This is a genomic window from Segatella oulorum F0390, assembly GCF_000224615.1.
In the GTDB taxonomy this organism is placed as follows: domain Bacteria; phylum Bacteroidota; class Bacteroidia; order Bacteroidales; family Bacteroidaceae; genus Prevotella; species Prevotella oulorum.
On sequence record NZ_JH114215.1, the window covers coordinates 188,177 to 203,193 of the forward strand.

The window sequence follows — 15,017 nt, forward strand, 5'->3', positions numbered from 1 at the left end:
CTGCTGGAGTTCCAGCAAGGCTGAAAAATCAAAAGAGGCTGCTGGAGTTCCAGCAAGGCTGAAAAATCAAAAGACGGGCTGCTGGAGTTCCAGCAAGGCTGAAAAATCAAAAAGATGGGCTGCTGGAGTTCCAGCAAGGCTGAAAAATCAAAAAGATGGGCTGCTGGAGTTCCAGCAAGGCTAAAAAATCAAAAAGATGGGCTGCTGGAGTTCCAGCAAGGTTGAAAAATCAAAAAGATGGGCTGCTGGAGTTCCAGCAAGGCTGAAAAATCAAAAAGACGGGCTGCTGGAGTTCCAGCAAGGGCGAAAAATCAAAAAGATGGGTTGCTGGAGTTCCAGCAAGGCTGAAAAATCAAAAAGATGGGCGTCGGGAAATTCCGCAAGCCCAAATCAAGTTAAAATGGGCCGTCGGGAAATTCCGCAAGGCCAAAAAATCAAAAAGATGGGCGTCGGGAAATTCCGCAAGGCCAAATCAAGTTAAAACGAGGCGTCGGGAAATTCCGCAAGGCCAAATCGAGTTAAAACGGCGCGTCGGAAAATTCCGCAGCCCCGAAAAATCAAAAAGATGGGTGTCGGGAAATTCCGCAAGATTGAAAAATTCTATTTGCACATAGATTTTTTGAGTTGGAGGCAAAACGCAAATCGGTTAACTTTGCAAACGAAAAAAATAAAAACAAAGTTTCACGATTAAAATAAAAACGAATATGAAAATAGAAATGCCTGTTCTGCCCTATGCAGACAATGCTTTAGAACCCGTTATCAGCCGCGAAACCATCGGCTATCACTACGGCAAACATTTGCAAAACTATGTCAACACGCTGGCTTCGCTCGTGAAGGACACGCCTTGGAGCGCGAAGAGCGTTGAGGAGTTGGTGGCCGAGGTGCCCGAAGGTCCGTTGTTCAACAATGCCGGCCAGACGCTCAACCACGCTCTTTATTTCACGCAGTTTATGCCGGCCAAGGCCGACAATCTGCCCACGGGCACGCTGCTCGAACTGATTAATCGCGATTTTGGCAGCTTCGACACCTTTAAAGAGCAGTTCACACAGGCCGCTCTCACGCTCTTTGGCTCGGGATGGGCATGGTTGGCTCAGCAGCAAGATGGCCGTTTGGTCATTCGCAAAGAGAGCAATGCAGGCAATCCGCTGCGCCATCATGAGACGCCGCTGTTGGGCATCGACGTGTGGGAACATGCCTACTACATCGACTATTTCAATCGTCGCGCCGACCATGTGCAGGCCGTTTGGCAAATCATCAACTGGCAGGTTGTGGCCGACAGGTTGCAAGGCTAAAACGCAAGAAAATGATTTCATTCACGCTTTAAAATAAAAATGATTATGGCTTCAATTATCAATTCACACGTAACTGAATTCAAGGTGAACGCGTTCAAAGGGAACGACTTCATCGAAGTTTCCAACAAGGACATCGAAGGCAAATGGGCCGTGTTCTTCTTCTATCCCGCCGATTTCACCTTTGTTTGCCCCACCGAGTTGGAGGACTTGCAGGACAAATATGCACAGCTCAAGGAAATGGGCGTCGAGGTGTTCTCGGTGAGCTGCGACACGCATTTTGTGCACAAGGCATGGCACGACGCTTCGCCACGCATCAAAAACATTGAATACACCATGCTGGCCGACCCTTTGGCTGTGTTGGCAAAGGCCTTTGGTGTCTACAAAGAGGATGAGGGCATCGCCTATCGTGGCACATTTGTCGTAAATCCCGAGGGACTGATTAAAATTGCCGAGATACAGGATAACAACATCGGCCGCAACGCCGACGAGTTGGTGCGCAAAATCGAGGCAGCACAGTTTGTTGCTACGCATCAAGGTGAGGTGTGCCCTGCACGCTGGACGCGCGGAAAAGAAACGCTCAAACCGGGTGTTGACTTGGTGGGCAAGCTCTAAATCGCTCCAAAATCTTCAAAAAAAAATTAGCAACGTGCTATTTCAAATTACACGATAGAAAACAGTAGCTCGCGCATCGGTTGCAGAAAGGACATATCCGATGGCGCCACGGCTATACACAAAGTGCTGACAATTTGTTTGTCAGCACTTTTTTCATGGGGTTGAGGCGCTGCATGTCGTTTGCACGAGCTAAGGTTTCACGCTCGCTGCCAAGCGATGCCACAACAAGTCGTCGGGCAAAGGCGATGTGAGCTCTATGAGTTCCTTAGAAACAGGGTGCACAAACGACACGTGATGTGACAGCAAATCAATCTCGCCACCGGGGTTGCTGCGTGCCGCACCATACTTCAAATCGCCTTTGATGGGGCAGCCCATCTCGGCCAACTGACACCGAATTTGGTGGTGTCGGCCTGTGAGCAAGTTAATCTCCAACAAATGATAGTTCTCCGAGGCCGCAATGAGCTTGTAGTGCAAGATGGCCTTCTTCGACCGAGGCACTTCGTGGTCATACGCATAACTCTTGTTTTGTTGCTCGTTTTTGAGCAGCCAGCTCGTGAGCGTTGCCTCGGGTTGCGGCGGACAATTCTTCGTGATGGCCCAATAGGTTTTGTGCACCTCGCCCGCCCGAAACATGTTGTTCAGTCGCGTCAGTGCTTTCGATGTTTTGGCAAACATCACCAAGCCCGACACAGGGCGGTCGAGACGATGCACCACACCGAGGTAAACATTCCCCGGCTTGTGGTGCTCTTCGCGAATATATTGCCGCACAATGTCAGAGAGTGGCACGTCGCCCGTCTTGTCGCTTTGAACGATTTCGCCACTCTGCTTGTAGACAATAATAATGTGATTATCTTCGTAAACGGGTATCAAAACACGATGATGTTAAGGGCATCCTACATGTTCATACCGCCATCTACCTGGATAACCTGCCCCGAAACGTAGCTCGAGAGGTCGGATGCCAAATAGATAGCTGTGTTGGCAATGTCGTCAACCGTTCCACCACGACGCAAAGGTATCTTGCTGGTCCATTCCTTGCGCACTTCGTCAGAGAGGGCTTGCGTCATAGCCGTGTCGATAAATCCTGGTGCAATGGCGTTTGCACGAATGCCTTTGGGTCCCATCTCCTGTGCCACACTCTTCGCTAAAGCAATCAATCCGGCCTTCGAAGCCGCGTAGTTGCTTTGGCCTGCGTTGCCATGCACGCCGACAACCGAAGCCATGTTGATGATTGAACCGCCACGCTGACGCATCATGACAGGCACGCAGGCGTGGATAAAGTTGAAGGCGCTCTTCAAGTTCACAGCGATAACGGCATCCCATTGCTGCTCGGTCATGCGCAACATCAAACCGTCTTTCGTGATGCCGGCGTTGTTGACCAAGATATCGATGCTGCCAAATTCGTCCTTCACTTGCTTCACCACCTCTTCGCTCTGTGCAAAGTCTGCGGCGTTGCTGGCATAACCTTTTGCCTTTACGCCCAATGCTGCAATCTCACGTTCGGTGGCTAAGCCGCCATGTTCTTCGTCGATAAACAAATCGGTAAATGCAATGTTTGCACCTTCTGCGGCAAACTTCAAGGCAATGGCTTTACCAATGCCGCGTGCAGCGCCTGTAATCAGGGCTGTCTTTCCACTTAAAATTCCCATTTTTTATACTTAAATTTAATTCAAATAATTATCGGTTGATTGATTTCCCTAAAGCACCATACACCACCTTTGCTACCAAAGGTTTGCTCGAAGCTTCGGTCAAACCATGGCCCAAACGCCCGTAAATGAACGGCACTTCAAGTCCTTTAATGCAATAATGTGTGATGTCGGCCACCAAGTCGATGTCGTCAATGTCAAATTCGCCCTCGCTCTTCCCTTCGGCATAAACCTTTCTGAAGAGCTCTATCTCGTCTTCATCGAAATTCTTTCGCACCTTTTCCACCATCCAAATGTTGCGGAAAAACTCAGCACGCAGGTTGCCATTGCGCACGACGGTCTCGCGAATCATGCTCAGATGCGTGTAAATCAGCTCAATAATTTTCTCCTGTGGACGCATCTTCATGCTCGCCACCTCGTCTAATTTGTCTGATAAACGCTCTAACTCCGACTCGATAACAGCCGAATAAACATCTTCCTTCCGGTTAAAATAGGTGTAGAGCGTGCGCCGGCCTTTACCCGATGCCAAAGCAATGTCGTTCATTGTCGTATTGGCAATGCCATTCTTTGCAAATAAAAGCCGTGCAACATCCACCAACTTCTGTCTCGTTTTTGATATTGACATCGTAATTCTTCCTTAACAATTAATTGCACATCTCGACTCTTGTGCGCAAAAGTATAAGTTTTATTTCAGATAGACAACAAACCACCTTTTTTTTAGACCTTACGAAAAAAAAATAACGTAGATATTTGCATGTTAAAGAAAAACATACTATCTTTGCAGCCGAAATCAACGAGATTGCCTTGCAAAGGCATGTTGATTTTCTTTAAAAATGATACATATCGCGGAGTGGAGCAGTTGGTAGCTCGCCAGGCTCATAACCTGGAGGTCGCATGTTCGAGTCTTGCCTCCGCAACTTCAAAACAGGGAGTGTAGTTCTTTCTACATTCCCTGTTTTCGTTATACCCTGCTTTCCGCATCTTCAAGATATTTTCTGTCCCTCTGAATTAGAAAAGACTATTGCCCAATGGGTGGAATATTATAATGAGAGAGGGTTTTATGAATCGTTGGATCATCTTACACCAAGAGATGTATATTTAGGACAAGGGGAGGAAATTAAAAGGATAAGAGAAACAATAAAGCAAAATTCAATCAACAAAAGAATTTCTGAGCATAAAAGAATGAAATATCAGAGTAAATAACTATATTTGCAGTTGTGCACTTTTGTTTGACAACATACAAGCAAGTATTTCTCTCTTTTATAACTTTTTTTTATATCTTTGCAAGCGACTCTAAAAAAGTTATTCTTATGAAACACCAAGAATTATCATTCTTCAAATTACTAAAAAAATACTTCAATATCAATGCTGACAAGGAAGATGAACAGGCTACGATTGAGAATGTGGAAAGTTCCATTAGCTTCCATGGAGCACAGCTATGGATATTGATTTTTGCTATCTTCATTGCTTCTTTGGGATTAAATGTCAATTCTACAGCAGTTATCATTGGTGCCATGCTGATTTCCCCCTTAATGGGACCTATCATCGGTATTGGATTGGCTGTTGGTATTTATGATATTGGATTGTTGAAACGTTCGGCAATCAATTATCTGATAGCTACGGTTATCAGTGTGCTCACAGCCACCATTTATTTTTTAATTACACCTTTGAACGAAGCACAATCAGAATTATTGGCACGAACTTCTCCATCGCTCTATGATGTGCTGATTGCTCTTTTAGGTGGAGCTGCCGGATTCATAGCATTGGCTACAAAAGGCAAAGGTAATGTTATTCCGGGCGTAGCAATTGCCACTGCACTCATGCCACCACTGTGTACAGCTGGATATGGAATTGCAGTTGGAAATTTATCCTATTTCTTTGGGGCTTTCTATCTATTCTTTATCAATACCGTTTTTATTTGTCTGGCAACTTTCGTTGGAACCAGAATGATCAAATTCAGGCAGACCACCATCATTGATGCCGAAAAGATAGTCAAGGTTAAAAGATTTATTATGGCTGTCGTGGTATTGACCATGCTCCCTGCTGCATATATGACCATGCTTATCATTAAACAGAGCATTACTAAAAATAATCTAAGGAGCTTTGTAAGGGAAGAACTGACGTTTAAAGGTACACATATTTTATCACAGAATATCAATGAGCATGACAAAATGCTCAATATAGTTGCTTTGGGGAAAATAATTTCGCATGATACCATCAAGAAAGCAAGCAAGAAGCTATCCAAGTATCAGTTGGCCGACTACAAGCTCAATATTATTCAGGGAGACCAATCCGACAGCCTATTACTCATGAATAAAGAACTTTCGACAGTCACAATGTCAAGGGAAGCTAATGACAAAAAAATAATAGAACAATCACAACAAATTCATGAGTTGGAAAAACAATTGGAAACCTATACACGTTACGAGTCTTTAAGTTCTGAAGTTTCCGGTGAGATGAAACAACTTTTTCCTTCTGTTAGTCAAATCAGCATCTCAAATATCAAGGAATTTGAGACAGATTCAGCCAATCACAAAAGATATATAGTTGTAATTATAAACAGTAAGTTAAGATTTAATAGTTCAAACAGACAAAGACTACAACTCTGGCTTAAGGAACGTTGTAAAGCAGATAGTCTCAGATTGATAATAACTCCATAATCATATCTTGGTTGTGTAATTCAACTGTGTCAAGGCTCTAACCCTTTATATTTCACCTCATATGGATGACACGATTTTTAATCGTGCCGGCCAGATGAGGGGCCTTTCTTCCGAGGCAAAGTTACATAATCTCAAAACGTTCTCCAAATTTTATTGCTAATTGTTGTGATATCTGAGACCAGTTTGCAAGTGGCATCGTCCACTTCTCACGTATGTTTCGGTATGCCAGATACACAAGCTTTTCGAGAGAAGTATCGGAGGGGAAAACTCCTTTATTCTTTGTTACCTTACGTACTTGCCTGTGGTAGCCTTCAACGGTGTTGGTGGTGTATATCAGCTTACGTATCGCAGGTGTATACTGGAAGTATTCCGTGAGACGTTCCCAGTTGTCACGCCATGATTTTATGACGATGGGATACATTTCTCCCCACTTACCTTCGAGGGCGTCTAACTGTGTTTCTGCAGTCTCTTTGCTAACGGCACCATATACCGTTTTAAGGTCACGGAGGAACTCCTTTTGATGCTTACTGCCAACGCGTTTGATAGAGTTGCGTATTTGATGGACAACGCAGAGTGGACACTTGTATCGGGGAATACGCTCTGTATAGCATCAGGGAAGCCTTTCAGACCATCAACACAGCATATCAGTATATCCCGGACACCTCTGTTTTGAAGATCGCTTAGAACCTCTAACCAGAAGTTAGCACCTTCACTCTTGGAGACATACATACCAAGAAGTTCCTTGTAGCCTTCCTTGTTGATGCCTAAGACGTTGTAAATGGCACGTGAGACCGCACGTCCGGTTTCGTCCTTCACCTTATAATGGATGGCATCCAGCCAGCATATTGCGTATACAGGATCAAGCATTCGTGAACGCCATGCCTTGATTTCAGGCAGTACTCTGTCTGTGATGGAACTGATGGTTTCTGCAGATAGTTTGGTATCAAACTCACGCTCAAAATACTTGCTGATATCACGAGTACTTGTACCAAAAGCATACATGTTTATAATCTGTTCTGCCATACCTTCAGCAAGGATCGTTTCGCGCTTTCTGACGGTCTGAGGTTCAAAGGAACCGTCACGGTCACGAGGTGTCTCAACAGTGACCTCACCATAGCATGTCTGCACTTGTTTAGGTATTTTACCATTACGGCGGTTGCCTTTTGAACGCTCATCAATAGAGAGATGGGCATCCATCTCACCTTCAAGGGCAGCATTTAAAATGCGCTCCAACATTGGTGCCAAAGCACCATCCTTACCAAATAACGGTTCCGCCTTACGAAGCTGTTCCGCAGCTCGCTTGTAATCGATTTCATTGTTGTCCATAATAAATAAACTGTGTAAAACTAATTTTATTGTAGCATGACACAGTTTACTTTACACTCTCAATTTAGTCTTTATTGATTTGAGCATAGAAGTTCTCATCCTAATTATTATACTATTTATATTGAGATATTTTATCGAAATATTTCTTTTTTATCCTTGCAGATTGCAAAGGATGTCCTTCTAATACAATCCTATTATCTTTATCTAGCAAACATACATAATCTCCATTTAAATTATTCAATTTCGCAAACCTTCCTTTGATATCAATACATACTGGATAATCGAATTCTTCTGACTCCAGTAAATATTTAAGTTCCTTGATGCTACGTGGCTGAAGATAGAAAAGAAATGAAACCCTTCCATTGCTAACTTTTCGGATGTCATCTATATAGAATTTCCACATATCCAGTTGCAATTTACACCCTGTACATCCTGTAGAATCTGCATACATTACAATTTTCATGGATGTTTTTTTTAGATTAGTACTAGGAGTTTCTTTACCTAAACATACGAATTTCTCATATTTCGGGAAGCGGATTTGACGCTCCCTAGTATTTACTTGGCCATTAGTACATGATGCTAAAACCAAGTATGTAAAAATCAGGAAAACTAACTTTCTCTTCATTTGTTATTTACTATTTCTGGTTTCTTGGATTTCCATCTGTGATGACGTCATCATTTGATATACTCTTCGATGTGCGTTTCACCTTATCATGCAGTTTTCCTATACGCAGGCTGACGTTTATACCGAAGCTGCGATAGTCACGTCTTACATTCGTAAAGCGATTTGTAAAGTCGGCAGTTTCGGTAAGCTGTTCTATACGCAAATCATTTTGAAACAGATTATTTCCATAGACGGTCACCGTCAGCCTGTCGTCTTTCAAGAAAGAACGAATCAACATAAGACGGTACATCATGGAGCCTTCGGTATACCCTTGCAAATCTAAGCTTCGGCTGTTCAGCGAACAACCGGCTACCATTCTCAACCTCCATGGTAGGTTCTTCTGTAAATTGACCGAAAGACTGCTTGAATATCCATTATTATGCTGTCCCAGCTGTGAACTTTTAAGATTGGTATATGCTCCGTTTGCATTGACATTCAAGATGGTGCTCCTAGAGAGGGCCCACCGGATGTAAAGGTTCAGATAAGCATTACTTCTCTTGAGCAGATTGCCATACGTGGAGATAAGGGTGGCATTTTCCCCTGTTACTATATTGTCGGTCAGGGAGACAGGATTACCCCAATAGGAGTAGCCGATGATGCCACGATCCTGTAAGTCGAGTCCTGCCGTCATGTTTATTCCAAAGCGCCGGGCAAACGAGTTGAACGAGAGGCTCAGGTTATGCGAGGATGATGTGGTCAGGTCAGGGTTTCCTGTCTTGATGACTGTAGGATTCGTCCGGTCTACATAGGGATTCAGATTCCAGATGTTGGGGCGTGATATGCGCATGGCATAAGAGAACGTGAGCATCCGTGTCTCCCCTATATGGTAGCCGATTGACAAGGAAGGAACCACGTTATCGAATTGTGCACCGAAACTTTCATGACGCGTCAGGAGGTTATCTTCAGGATAGCTTACTTTCTGCGAAGAATGCTCATAACGCAATCCCATCTTTCCTGATATTTGCTTGTGCAGTATGGCATATTCCGCATATGCGGATGAAATGTCGGTCTTCTGCCTATAAGAAAGAAACGGACTCTGGTCTTCCGCAAAAGGTTCTTCCGTACCTGCCGTTCTTGTAGTTTCGCCATTGTCACTCTTATGGCTGCGATGGATGTATTTTGCCCCCACACTCCATGTATGCTTTCCGCCAATGGTTACGGTATAGTCTATCTGACCGGTATGTTCGTCCGTACGCAGGTCGGACGTGGTACACAGGTCCCTGAGACTTAAATCCGGCGCCTGATTTTTTTGCCAGTGATAAAGGCTGGAAGACGTAACGGTGGAGGGTACCGCCGAAAAGCGATACGACAGCGTTATGACACCGCCATGCCTGCCAAGCGTATGTTGGTAATCGATTCCTGTGTACAGGCTGTTGATTCGATTGCGTGACGCATGCTCATTGTCGAAACCGTATCTGTGCCCACCGCTGCCGTCGTACATATCAGTGTGCATGTCCGTCTGGCTTTTCCCTGTATAGTTCTCTACTCCTGCCGTCATACTGATCAAGTGGCGGCTGTCAAACTCATAGCTGCCGCCCAATTCCATGAAATGGGCGGGTACCTTGACCTGATAATCGGAGTAGGAGTGCATCTGTCCTGCTGCCGACAGCGTTTTACCTGTGCGTTCCGTCTCCTGCCATGCCTTGGGTGGTCTTGAATAGCTTACTCCGTCCGTGACTGACAGGGTTAATTTCCCGACCTTGGCCAGGCCTGACACGTTTGCGCTTTGTGCTATATTCATTACTCCCACGCCTAGACTGACGTTGTAGCCTTCCAGCTTCGAACTGCCTAACGTAATGATGTTGAGTATCCCTGCCACGCCCTCCGCATCATATTTGGCACCGGGATTCGTAATGATCTCTATCTTCCTGACGGTCGAAGCGGGGATGGTCCTCATCATCTCCGTGGGCTTGTTGCTCATCATGGTGTTTGGCTTGCCGTTCACATATAACTTGAAATCAGTACTGCCCTTTACTTTCACGACATCATTCCCCTCTACCGTAACCATAGGCACCTTCCGCAGCATTTCCAACAGCGTCATGCTCCTGCTGTCGGGATCATCGGCTACATGATAGGTTATTCTGTCGAGCTCTGCCTTTATCAGCGGGCGTGAGGCACTGACTTGTACCTCCTTCAGATGTACGGTCGAGTCTCTCATTTGGCTGAGGGTGTCATTGCGTGTCTGTGCAGAAGCAGCCCCCGTAAAGGCTATGTACAGCAGCATCATGAATATCAGCCTCACTGTCCGGCTTTCAGCTATTCTCGTCTTCATTCTTCCACGGTTTTTGATACATGAAACTCAAAAGTACCACTGCCTAACAGTCCTAGGCCATCTGTACCCTCCACGACTCCTACAAACTGCGTGTTGATGTCAGATGTCCGGAATGGCACGGTGGCATCTCCGTTCTTGTCAGTCTGTACGGAGGGACTCCATAGCAATGTATTTCTCGCATCGGGGAGCGGGGACAGCATCTCCGCGGAATCGGGCGTATAGAACTCGCGTTGGCCATAGTAGCCCTTACAACGCGTTATGTTATTCATGCGGAGCAATTCCTCATCGGTGTACAACTGCCCCTGATATACAATTGAAGTTATATCTGCAAGATACCATTCTCCATCTTCTCTTGGTAAATACTTAATCAGTTCGTATCGCTTTCCTATCTCCGGCTTTAATCTCTTTCCTCCGTAATTGGCACCCGGTGACCCTGCCGGATGATGGGTATATCCTTCCCAATAGTCATTGAGGTGTCCCACTGTTCCAGGTTCCTGCGAACCATCGGGACAAACCCAGGCAGTATTTAAATTAAATTGAGCCAGACTGTCCAGCCTCCCCATGAACTTATCTCTAAAGGGCATCCTTCGCTTTCTGGTGACCAGCACTTCGTTCAACAGCACTGTCCCTGCCGGAGTCATGATGGGTTCCACGTCTCCCTTTTCTTTCTCAACATTGTTCAAATAGGATAGGTATGATTTTTTCGACTTCCTTATGGAGTCTATCAGTACCGTGCCATCCGAGAGCGTCAGATGTGGCTTGAATTCTTTTCCCAAAAGAGGCTTGATATAGACATATCCACCCCGAAGCGTATTCATGACAGACACGGGAACAGAGAAGTTGCCCACGGAATCGGTCCATAGGAACTGGCTGTCCCCAGAAGGTCCGAACACCTGGATTACCTGCTCGCCTCCGTTGGTGGTATTTCTTTTCATCTTACGGCTTCCCACGGATTCCATCCCTATGATATTATCACATAGGAATGGTTTCCCATGATAGTCTTTCCGACTTGCCTGCCAAGTATACCGCCGCCACCCTTGTGTAAGAAGTAGCAGGTCCAAGGCTTGCAGCCTGTCCGGATTCTTACGGTCGAAGTAGTAGGCTGGATGATGAATGTTGCCACGTATCTGGGTCGAGAGAAAATTATAGGACAGCATTGTTTCCCGGTAGGCTTGGCTCATGTAAGCTTTGTCAAAGATACTCATGCATATTTCTGCCTGTACCGGTTTTCCTTCGGAATCTGTCACATGTATCCTCACCTCTCCCTTGTCACGGCGTATATAGACTTCCTTCGACGGACGGGCTGTTATCGTCAGCTGCTTATCTGGCAGAACGTAGAATAGCCTCTCGGCTATCGGGCGCTGCTGTCCATCGAAAAGGGTTGCTTCGGCAATTCCCTGTCCGGGGAACCCGCTCATAGGCAAACTGATGATGAGGCTGTCCCGAAGTATGCCGCCGGCCTGATAGCAGGGAACACCACGCATCTGCACAAACAGAGATATGCGGCGAGGCATGCTTCCCCGTGGCTGTCTCGCCGAGAACACGACATTTTTCCTGTCTGTGTGTTCCAAATGCATTACCATCCCCGAACGGAGAGATGAGGGAAGAGGAAACTCTTGCCCATTGGTTAGTTGTACCGTGTAGCGGACTCCTTCGTGCGGAACGAACGAAAGCAGCCCCATACCGTCATGACTGCTTTCTATGTTCAATATCCTTGCTCTGTTTTCGCATAGCCAGCCACTCAGAGGGACAGGCATACCTTGGTTGTCTGTTGCCTTAAATGCAACATAGTTTTTTATACCCTGAACCAAATAGCCCCCTTCCGGATACAAGCCAAGTCTGATGTTGTCTTTCTGTAGTCCTGTTCTCGTGTCTTGTGGTTCCTGTTTGTCGATTCGGTCAACAACCCATATCTTTTGAGGAAAGACGGCTTCCGTACTGTCTGCATAGAACGAAGACTGAGTATATCCCTCCACCCTGTACTCCCCGGTTTTCCAATGTTCCCCGATGAAGACGTGTCCTTCCGCCCGCCCACCGGAGATCGGATACTTCTCGTTCCACACAAGGCTGTCGGCGGAATCATAGATTCTCAGAAAGAGAGTCTGACTCCTGTTCGACAGTGTTAATAAGGAGCGGTCGAACAGCCAGGCTTTGAACCACATGTCTTCCCCCGTCTCATAGGTCTCCTTGCTGAAGAGCATGTACGGCTGGTCCTGAGGCAGTGCCGCATGGATTACCTCCAAATCTTGTGCAGTATGCGGTTGACTCTGACCGGATGCAGTCAGGAAGAACAGACCCAGCAGGAGAAATACTCCAAGATTTCTACAGGTTCTCATAGGATGCTTCTTACAATTACGAAGCAGGGAGGGCGACCGTACCCCCTACTAAAATTAGATTACTTATACGGACGCAGTCACGGTACTCCACAGCGAACACACAGACTCCTGCACCACTCAGACATTTTCCGCTTGCAAACCAGTCTGAGCCTTGTGCACACTCTGCATTCACCTCGGTCGTACTTACAAGATCAGTCAGGCTGATTCCTGAATAAGACTTTACCCTCCCATTTAGGGCAGCTAAAGCTATTGCCACTATTGAACAGAAGGCAATACCAACACTTAGAAGTTTTTTCTTCATAATTAATTGTTTTTTATTGTTAAACATATATAGCCATTTGGGCTACTTTGAATTTTCAAGAATTTGTTCAAGATCATATAGGGCGGTAGTCTGGGGCGTTTGGAAAGAGAATTTTGTCATTCTTCCATTTTCCATTCTAATGACACATGGATGTACGTTGTCAAACAAAAGTGTACAACTGCAAATATAGTTATTTACTCTGATATTTCATTGTTTTATTATCAGAAATTCTTTTGTTGATTGAATTTTGCTTTATTGTTTCTCTTATCCTTTTAATTTTCTCCCCTTGGCCTAAATATACATCTCTTGGTGTAAGATTGTCCAGCGATTCATGAAACTCAAAAGAATGGTGTTTTGAATATGCACTCGAATTGTTAAAGCAGGAAACCTATCAAGCACGAATGTTTGCAACAATGTATTGGGTAGATGGACAACAGAAGATAATAATGCACATTGCTTTCTGAAAGAGCGAATAACACAGATAGGGATTGGCGGGCGCAGGAAATGGTAGTGTAATATTTTCATCTTGCCATCTTTTTTCTTCTCACTTTTTTAGGTAAATTTGCACAGAAATAAAAAATACAAGTACAATGAAAATGATGTCTGCTGTGCATCCTTTAGAGACTCCTGTTCCTGCTCGTGCTGTGGGTCAGCGCGATGTTCTATCGTTAACGCTTCCTCCTATGCCCCATTTGCGAGTGGCTTTTGTGGGAGTTGGGGCACGAGGAAAGTTAGCTGTGACGCGCTGGTGCCATATTCCCGGATGTGAGATTGCTGCGGTTTGCGATGTTTCAAGGCAAGCGGCAGAGGAGGCAGCACAACATGTTGAGCAATTAGGGAGACCGCGTCCTGCTGTTTATTGGGGCGAAACGGCTTACCGTGATTTATGTCAGCAGCAGACAATTCATTTGGTCTATGTGTGCACCGATTGGCTTTCGCATGTGCCTATAGCCGTCCATGCCATGCAGCAAGGAAAGAATGTAGCGGTGGAAGTGCCCGCAGCACTCACTTTAGATGATATTTGGAAGTTGGTAGACACAGCCGAACGTACACAGCAATACTGCATGATGCTTGAGAATGCAGTGTATGACTATTTTGAAATGGCCGTGTGTCAAATGGTACGAGAAGGGTTGTTGGGCGAACTTGTGCATGTGGAAGGTGGCTACGCACATCCCATTGGCGAGCGTTGGACGCGTTGGCGTATGGCGTATGCTCACCTTAATGGTGGAGATATTTATCCCACTCACAGCATTGGACCAGCTTGTAGGCTGTTGGATATACACCGAACCGACCGGCTACACTATCTCATAGCGATGCAAACCAATGCATTCCAGGGTAGGCGGATGTATCAAAAGGTGATGGGCGAGCCTTGCAACAGCTTTGCCAATGGCGACCAGACGTCTACGATGATACGCACGGTGAAGGGTAAAACCATCCTCATACAACACAATGTGATGACGCTACGACCCTACAGCCGCATGTTCCAAGCGGTGGGTACACAGGGCTATGCTGCCAAATATCCTGTCGCTGAAGTGTTACTCACTGCCGAAGCTGCTGCTAAAGTTGGTATAGCATTAGACAATAGCAACATGCCTTTGAGTGCTTCACAAATAGAAACGCTGCTCAAACACTATGCACCGGCCTTTTCGTCTGAGGCCATCAACTTAGCCAAACAGCTCGATCCGCGTGGCGGCATGTCCTACTTCATGGACTTGCGATTAGCGCAATGCCTGCAACAAGGTTTGCCGTTGGATATGGATGTGTACGATTTGGCGGAGTGGTGTTGCATCGCCGAACTTTCAAAACGCTCCATAGCGAATGGCTCCATGCCCGTAATGATACCCGATTTCACGCGCGGCGCAGCCATGAGATAATGATGGTACTGAAGAACTCAGAGCCATATACAGAAGT

Annotated in this window: 13 protein-coding genes, 1 tRNA gene and 1 pseudogene; 7 read left to right on the forward strand and 8 right to left on the reverse strand. The window is 45.7% G+C overall.

Features of this window, described 5'->3' with window-relative positions:
• The 4 genes from HMPREF9431_RS13110 to ahpC all read left to right on the forward strand — a co-directional run.
• On the forward strand, positions 1-184 hold a 184-nt coding region (locus HMPREF9431_RS13110; protein WP_196794546.1), incomplete at its 5' end, for a hypothetical protein.
• A 12-nt stretch (positions 185-196) separates the two neighbouring features.
• Positions 197-481 carry a hypothetical protein gene (locus HMPREF9431_RS00775; protein ID WP_004379132.1) on the forward strand — a complete coding sequence of 95 codons (285 nt, stop codon included), beginning with the start codon at positions 197-199 and terminating at the stop codon, positions 479-481.
• Between the two features lie 223 nt (positions 482-704).
• On the forward strand, positions 705-1,292 hold the full coding sequence (locus HMPREF9431_RS00780) for a superoxide dismutase (protein ID WP_004379133.1): 588 nt from the start codon (positions 705-707) through the stop codon (positions 1,290-1,292).
• Positions 1,293-1,337: 45 nt separating this feature from the next.
• Positions 1,338-1,904 (forward strand): alkyl hydroperoxide reductase subunit C, encoded by a 567-nt coding sequence (ahpC, locus tag HMPREF9431_RS00785; RefSeq protein WP_004379134.1) that lies wholly within the window; start codon positions 1,338-1,340, stop codon positions 1,902-1,904.
• A gap of 189 nt (positions 1,905-2,093) precedes the next feature.
• On the opposite strand, the gene HMPREF9431_RS00790 is transcribed toward ahpC, so the two are convergent.
• The 3 genes from HMPREF9431_RS00790 to HMPREF9431_RS00800 are packed head-to-tail and all read right to left on the reverse strand — an operon-like array spanning position 2,094 to position 4,172.
• A complete protein-coding gene (locus HMPREF9431_RS00790) occupies positions 2,094-2,774 on the reverse strand; it encodes an RluA family pseudouridine synthase (protein ID WP_004379135.1) in 681 nt (226 codons plus the stop codon).
• Between the two features lie 23 nt (positions 2,775-2,797).
• Positions 2,798-3,550, reverse strand: a complete 753-nt coding sequence (gene fabG / locus HMPREF9431_RS00795) for a 3-oxoacyl-[acyl-carrier-protein] reductase (protein WP_004379136.1) — start codon at positions 3,548-3,550, stop codon at positions 2,798-2,800.
• 28 nt (positions 3,551-3,578) lie between these two features.
• A complete protein-coding gene (locus HMPREF9431_RS00800) occupies positions 3,579-4,172 on the reverse strand; it encodes a TetR/AcrR family transcriptional regulator (RefSeq protein ID WP_004379137.1) in 594 nt (197 codons plus the stop codon).
• A 219-nt stretch (positions 4,173-4,391) separates the two neighbouring features.
• Here HMPREF9431_RS00800 and HMPREF9431_RS00805 point away from each other — a divergent pair.
• Positions 4,392-4,464 (forward strand) — tRNA-Met (locus tag HMPREF9431_RS00805).
• 393 nt (positions 4,465-4,857) lie between these two features.
• Complete coding sequence (locus tag HMPREF9431_RS00810; RefSeq protein ID WP_004379139.1) at positions 4,858-6,207, forward strand: DUF389 domain-containing protein; 1,350 nt, start codon at positions 4,858-4,860, stop codon at positions 6,205-6,207.
• A 121-nt stretch (positions 6,208-6,328) separates the two neighbouring features.
• Here the strand turns inward: HMPREF9431_RS00810 and HMPREF9431_RS00815 are convergent.
• The 5 genes and pseudogenes from HMPREF9431_RS00815 to HMPREF9431_RS00835 form a co-directional block, all read right to left on the reverse strand.
• Positions 6,329-7,533 (reverse strand): annotated as a pseudogene (locus HMPREF9431_RS00815) (IS256 family transposase).
• A 112-nt stretch (positions 7,534-7,645) separates the two neighbouring features.
• Positions 7,646-8,158: a hypothetical protein gene (locus tag HMPREF9431_RS00820; protein WP_004379142.1), complete on the reverse strand. Its 513-nt coding sequence runs from the start codon at positions 8,156-8,158 to the stop codon at positions 7,646-7,648.
• A gap of 10 nt (positions 8,159-8,168) precedes the next feature.
• Positions 8,169-10,469: an outer membrane beta-barrel family protein gene (locus HMPREF9431_RS00825; protein ID WP_004379143.1), complete on the reverse strand. Its 2,301-nt coding sequence runs from the start codon at positions 10,467-10,469 to the stop codon at positions 8,169-8,171.
• Entirely contained in the window at positions 10,466-12,805 is a 2,340-nt protein-coding gene (locus HMPREF9431_RS00830) for a hypothetical protein (protein WP_004379144.1), read from the reverse strand. Before HMPREF9431_RS00830 ends, HMPREF9431_RS00825 begins: the two co-directional genes overlap by 4 nt.
• Before the next feature lie 16 nt (positions 12,806-12,821).
• On the reverse strand, positions 12,822-13,106 hold the full coding sequence (locus tag HMPREF9431_RS00835) for a hypothetical protein (protein WP_004379145.1): 285 nt from the start codon (positions 13,104-13,106) through the stop codon (positions 12,822-12,824).
• Between the two features lie 590 nt (positions 13,107-13,696).
• Between HMPREF9431_RS00835 and HMPREF9431_RS00840 the strand changes: the two genes are divergently transcribed.
• Positions 13,697-14,980 (forward strand): Gfo/Idh/MocA family protein, encoded by a 1,284-nt coding sequence (locus tag HMPREF9431_RS00840; RefSeq protein WP_004379147.1) that lies wholly within the window; start codon positions 13,697-13,699, stop codon positions 14,978-14,980.
• The last annotated feature ends 37 nt before the right edge of the window (positions 14,981-15,017 follow it).

Excerpts from the sequence above, each read along its gene's own strand:
- HMPREF9431_RS00835 (WP_004379145.1), bottom strand. The coding sequence starts at position 13,106 with ATGAAGAAAAAACTTCTAAGTGTTGGTATTGCCTTCTGTTCAATAGTG.
- HMPREF9431_RS00820 (WP_004379142.1), bottom strand. The coding sequence starts at position 8,158 with ATGAAGAGAAAGTTAGTTTTCCTGATTTTTACATACTTGGTTTTAGCA.
- fabG (WP_004379136.1), bottom strand. The coding sequence starts at position 3,550 with ATGGGAATTTTAAGTGGAAAGACAGCCCTGATTACAGGCGCTGCACGC.
- HMPREF9431_RS00840 (WP_004379147.1), top strand. The coding sequence starts at position 13,697 with ATGAAAATGATGTCTGCTGTGCATCCTTTAGAGACTCCTGTTCCTGCT.
- HMPREF9431_RS00825 (WP_004379143.1), bottom strand. The coding sequence starts at position 10,469 with ATGAAGACGAGAATAGCTGAAAGCCGGACAGTGAGGCTGATATTCATG.
- HMPREF9431_RS00810 (WP_004379139.1), top strand. The coding sequence starts at position 4,858 with ATGAAACACCAAGAATTATCATTCTTCAAATTACTAAAAAAATACTTC.
- HMPREF9431_RS00780 (WP_004379133.1), top strand. The coding sequence starts at position 705 with ATGAAAATAGAAATGCCTGTTCTGCCCTATGCAGACAATGCTTTAGAA.
- HMPREF9431_RS00800 (WP_004379137.1), bottom strand. The coding sequence starts at position 4,172 with ATGTCAATATCAAAAACGAGACAGAAGTTGGTGGATGTTGCACGGCTT.
- HMPREF9431_RS00775 (WP_004379132.1), top strand. The coding sequence starts at position 197 with ATGGGCTGCTGGAGTTCCAGCAAGGTTGAAAAATCAAAAAGATGGGCT.
- HMPREF9431_RS00830 (WP_004379144.1), bottom strand. The coding sequence starts at position 12,805 with ATGAGAACCTGTAGAAATCTTGGAGTATTTCTCCTGCTGGGTCTGTTC.
- ahpC (WP_004379134.1), top strand. The coding sequence starts at position 1,338 with ATGGCTTCAATTATCAATTCACACGTAACTGAATTCAAGGTGAACGCG.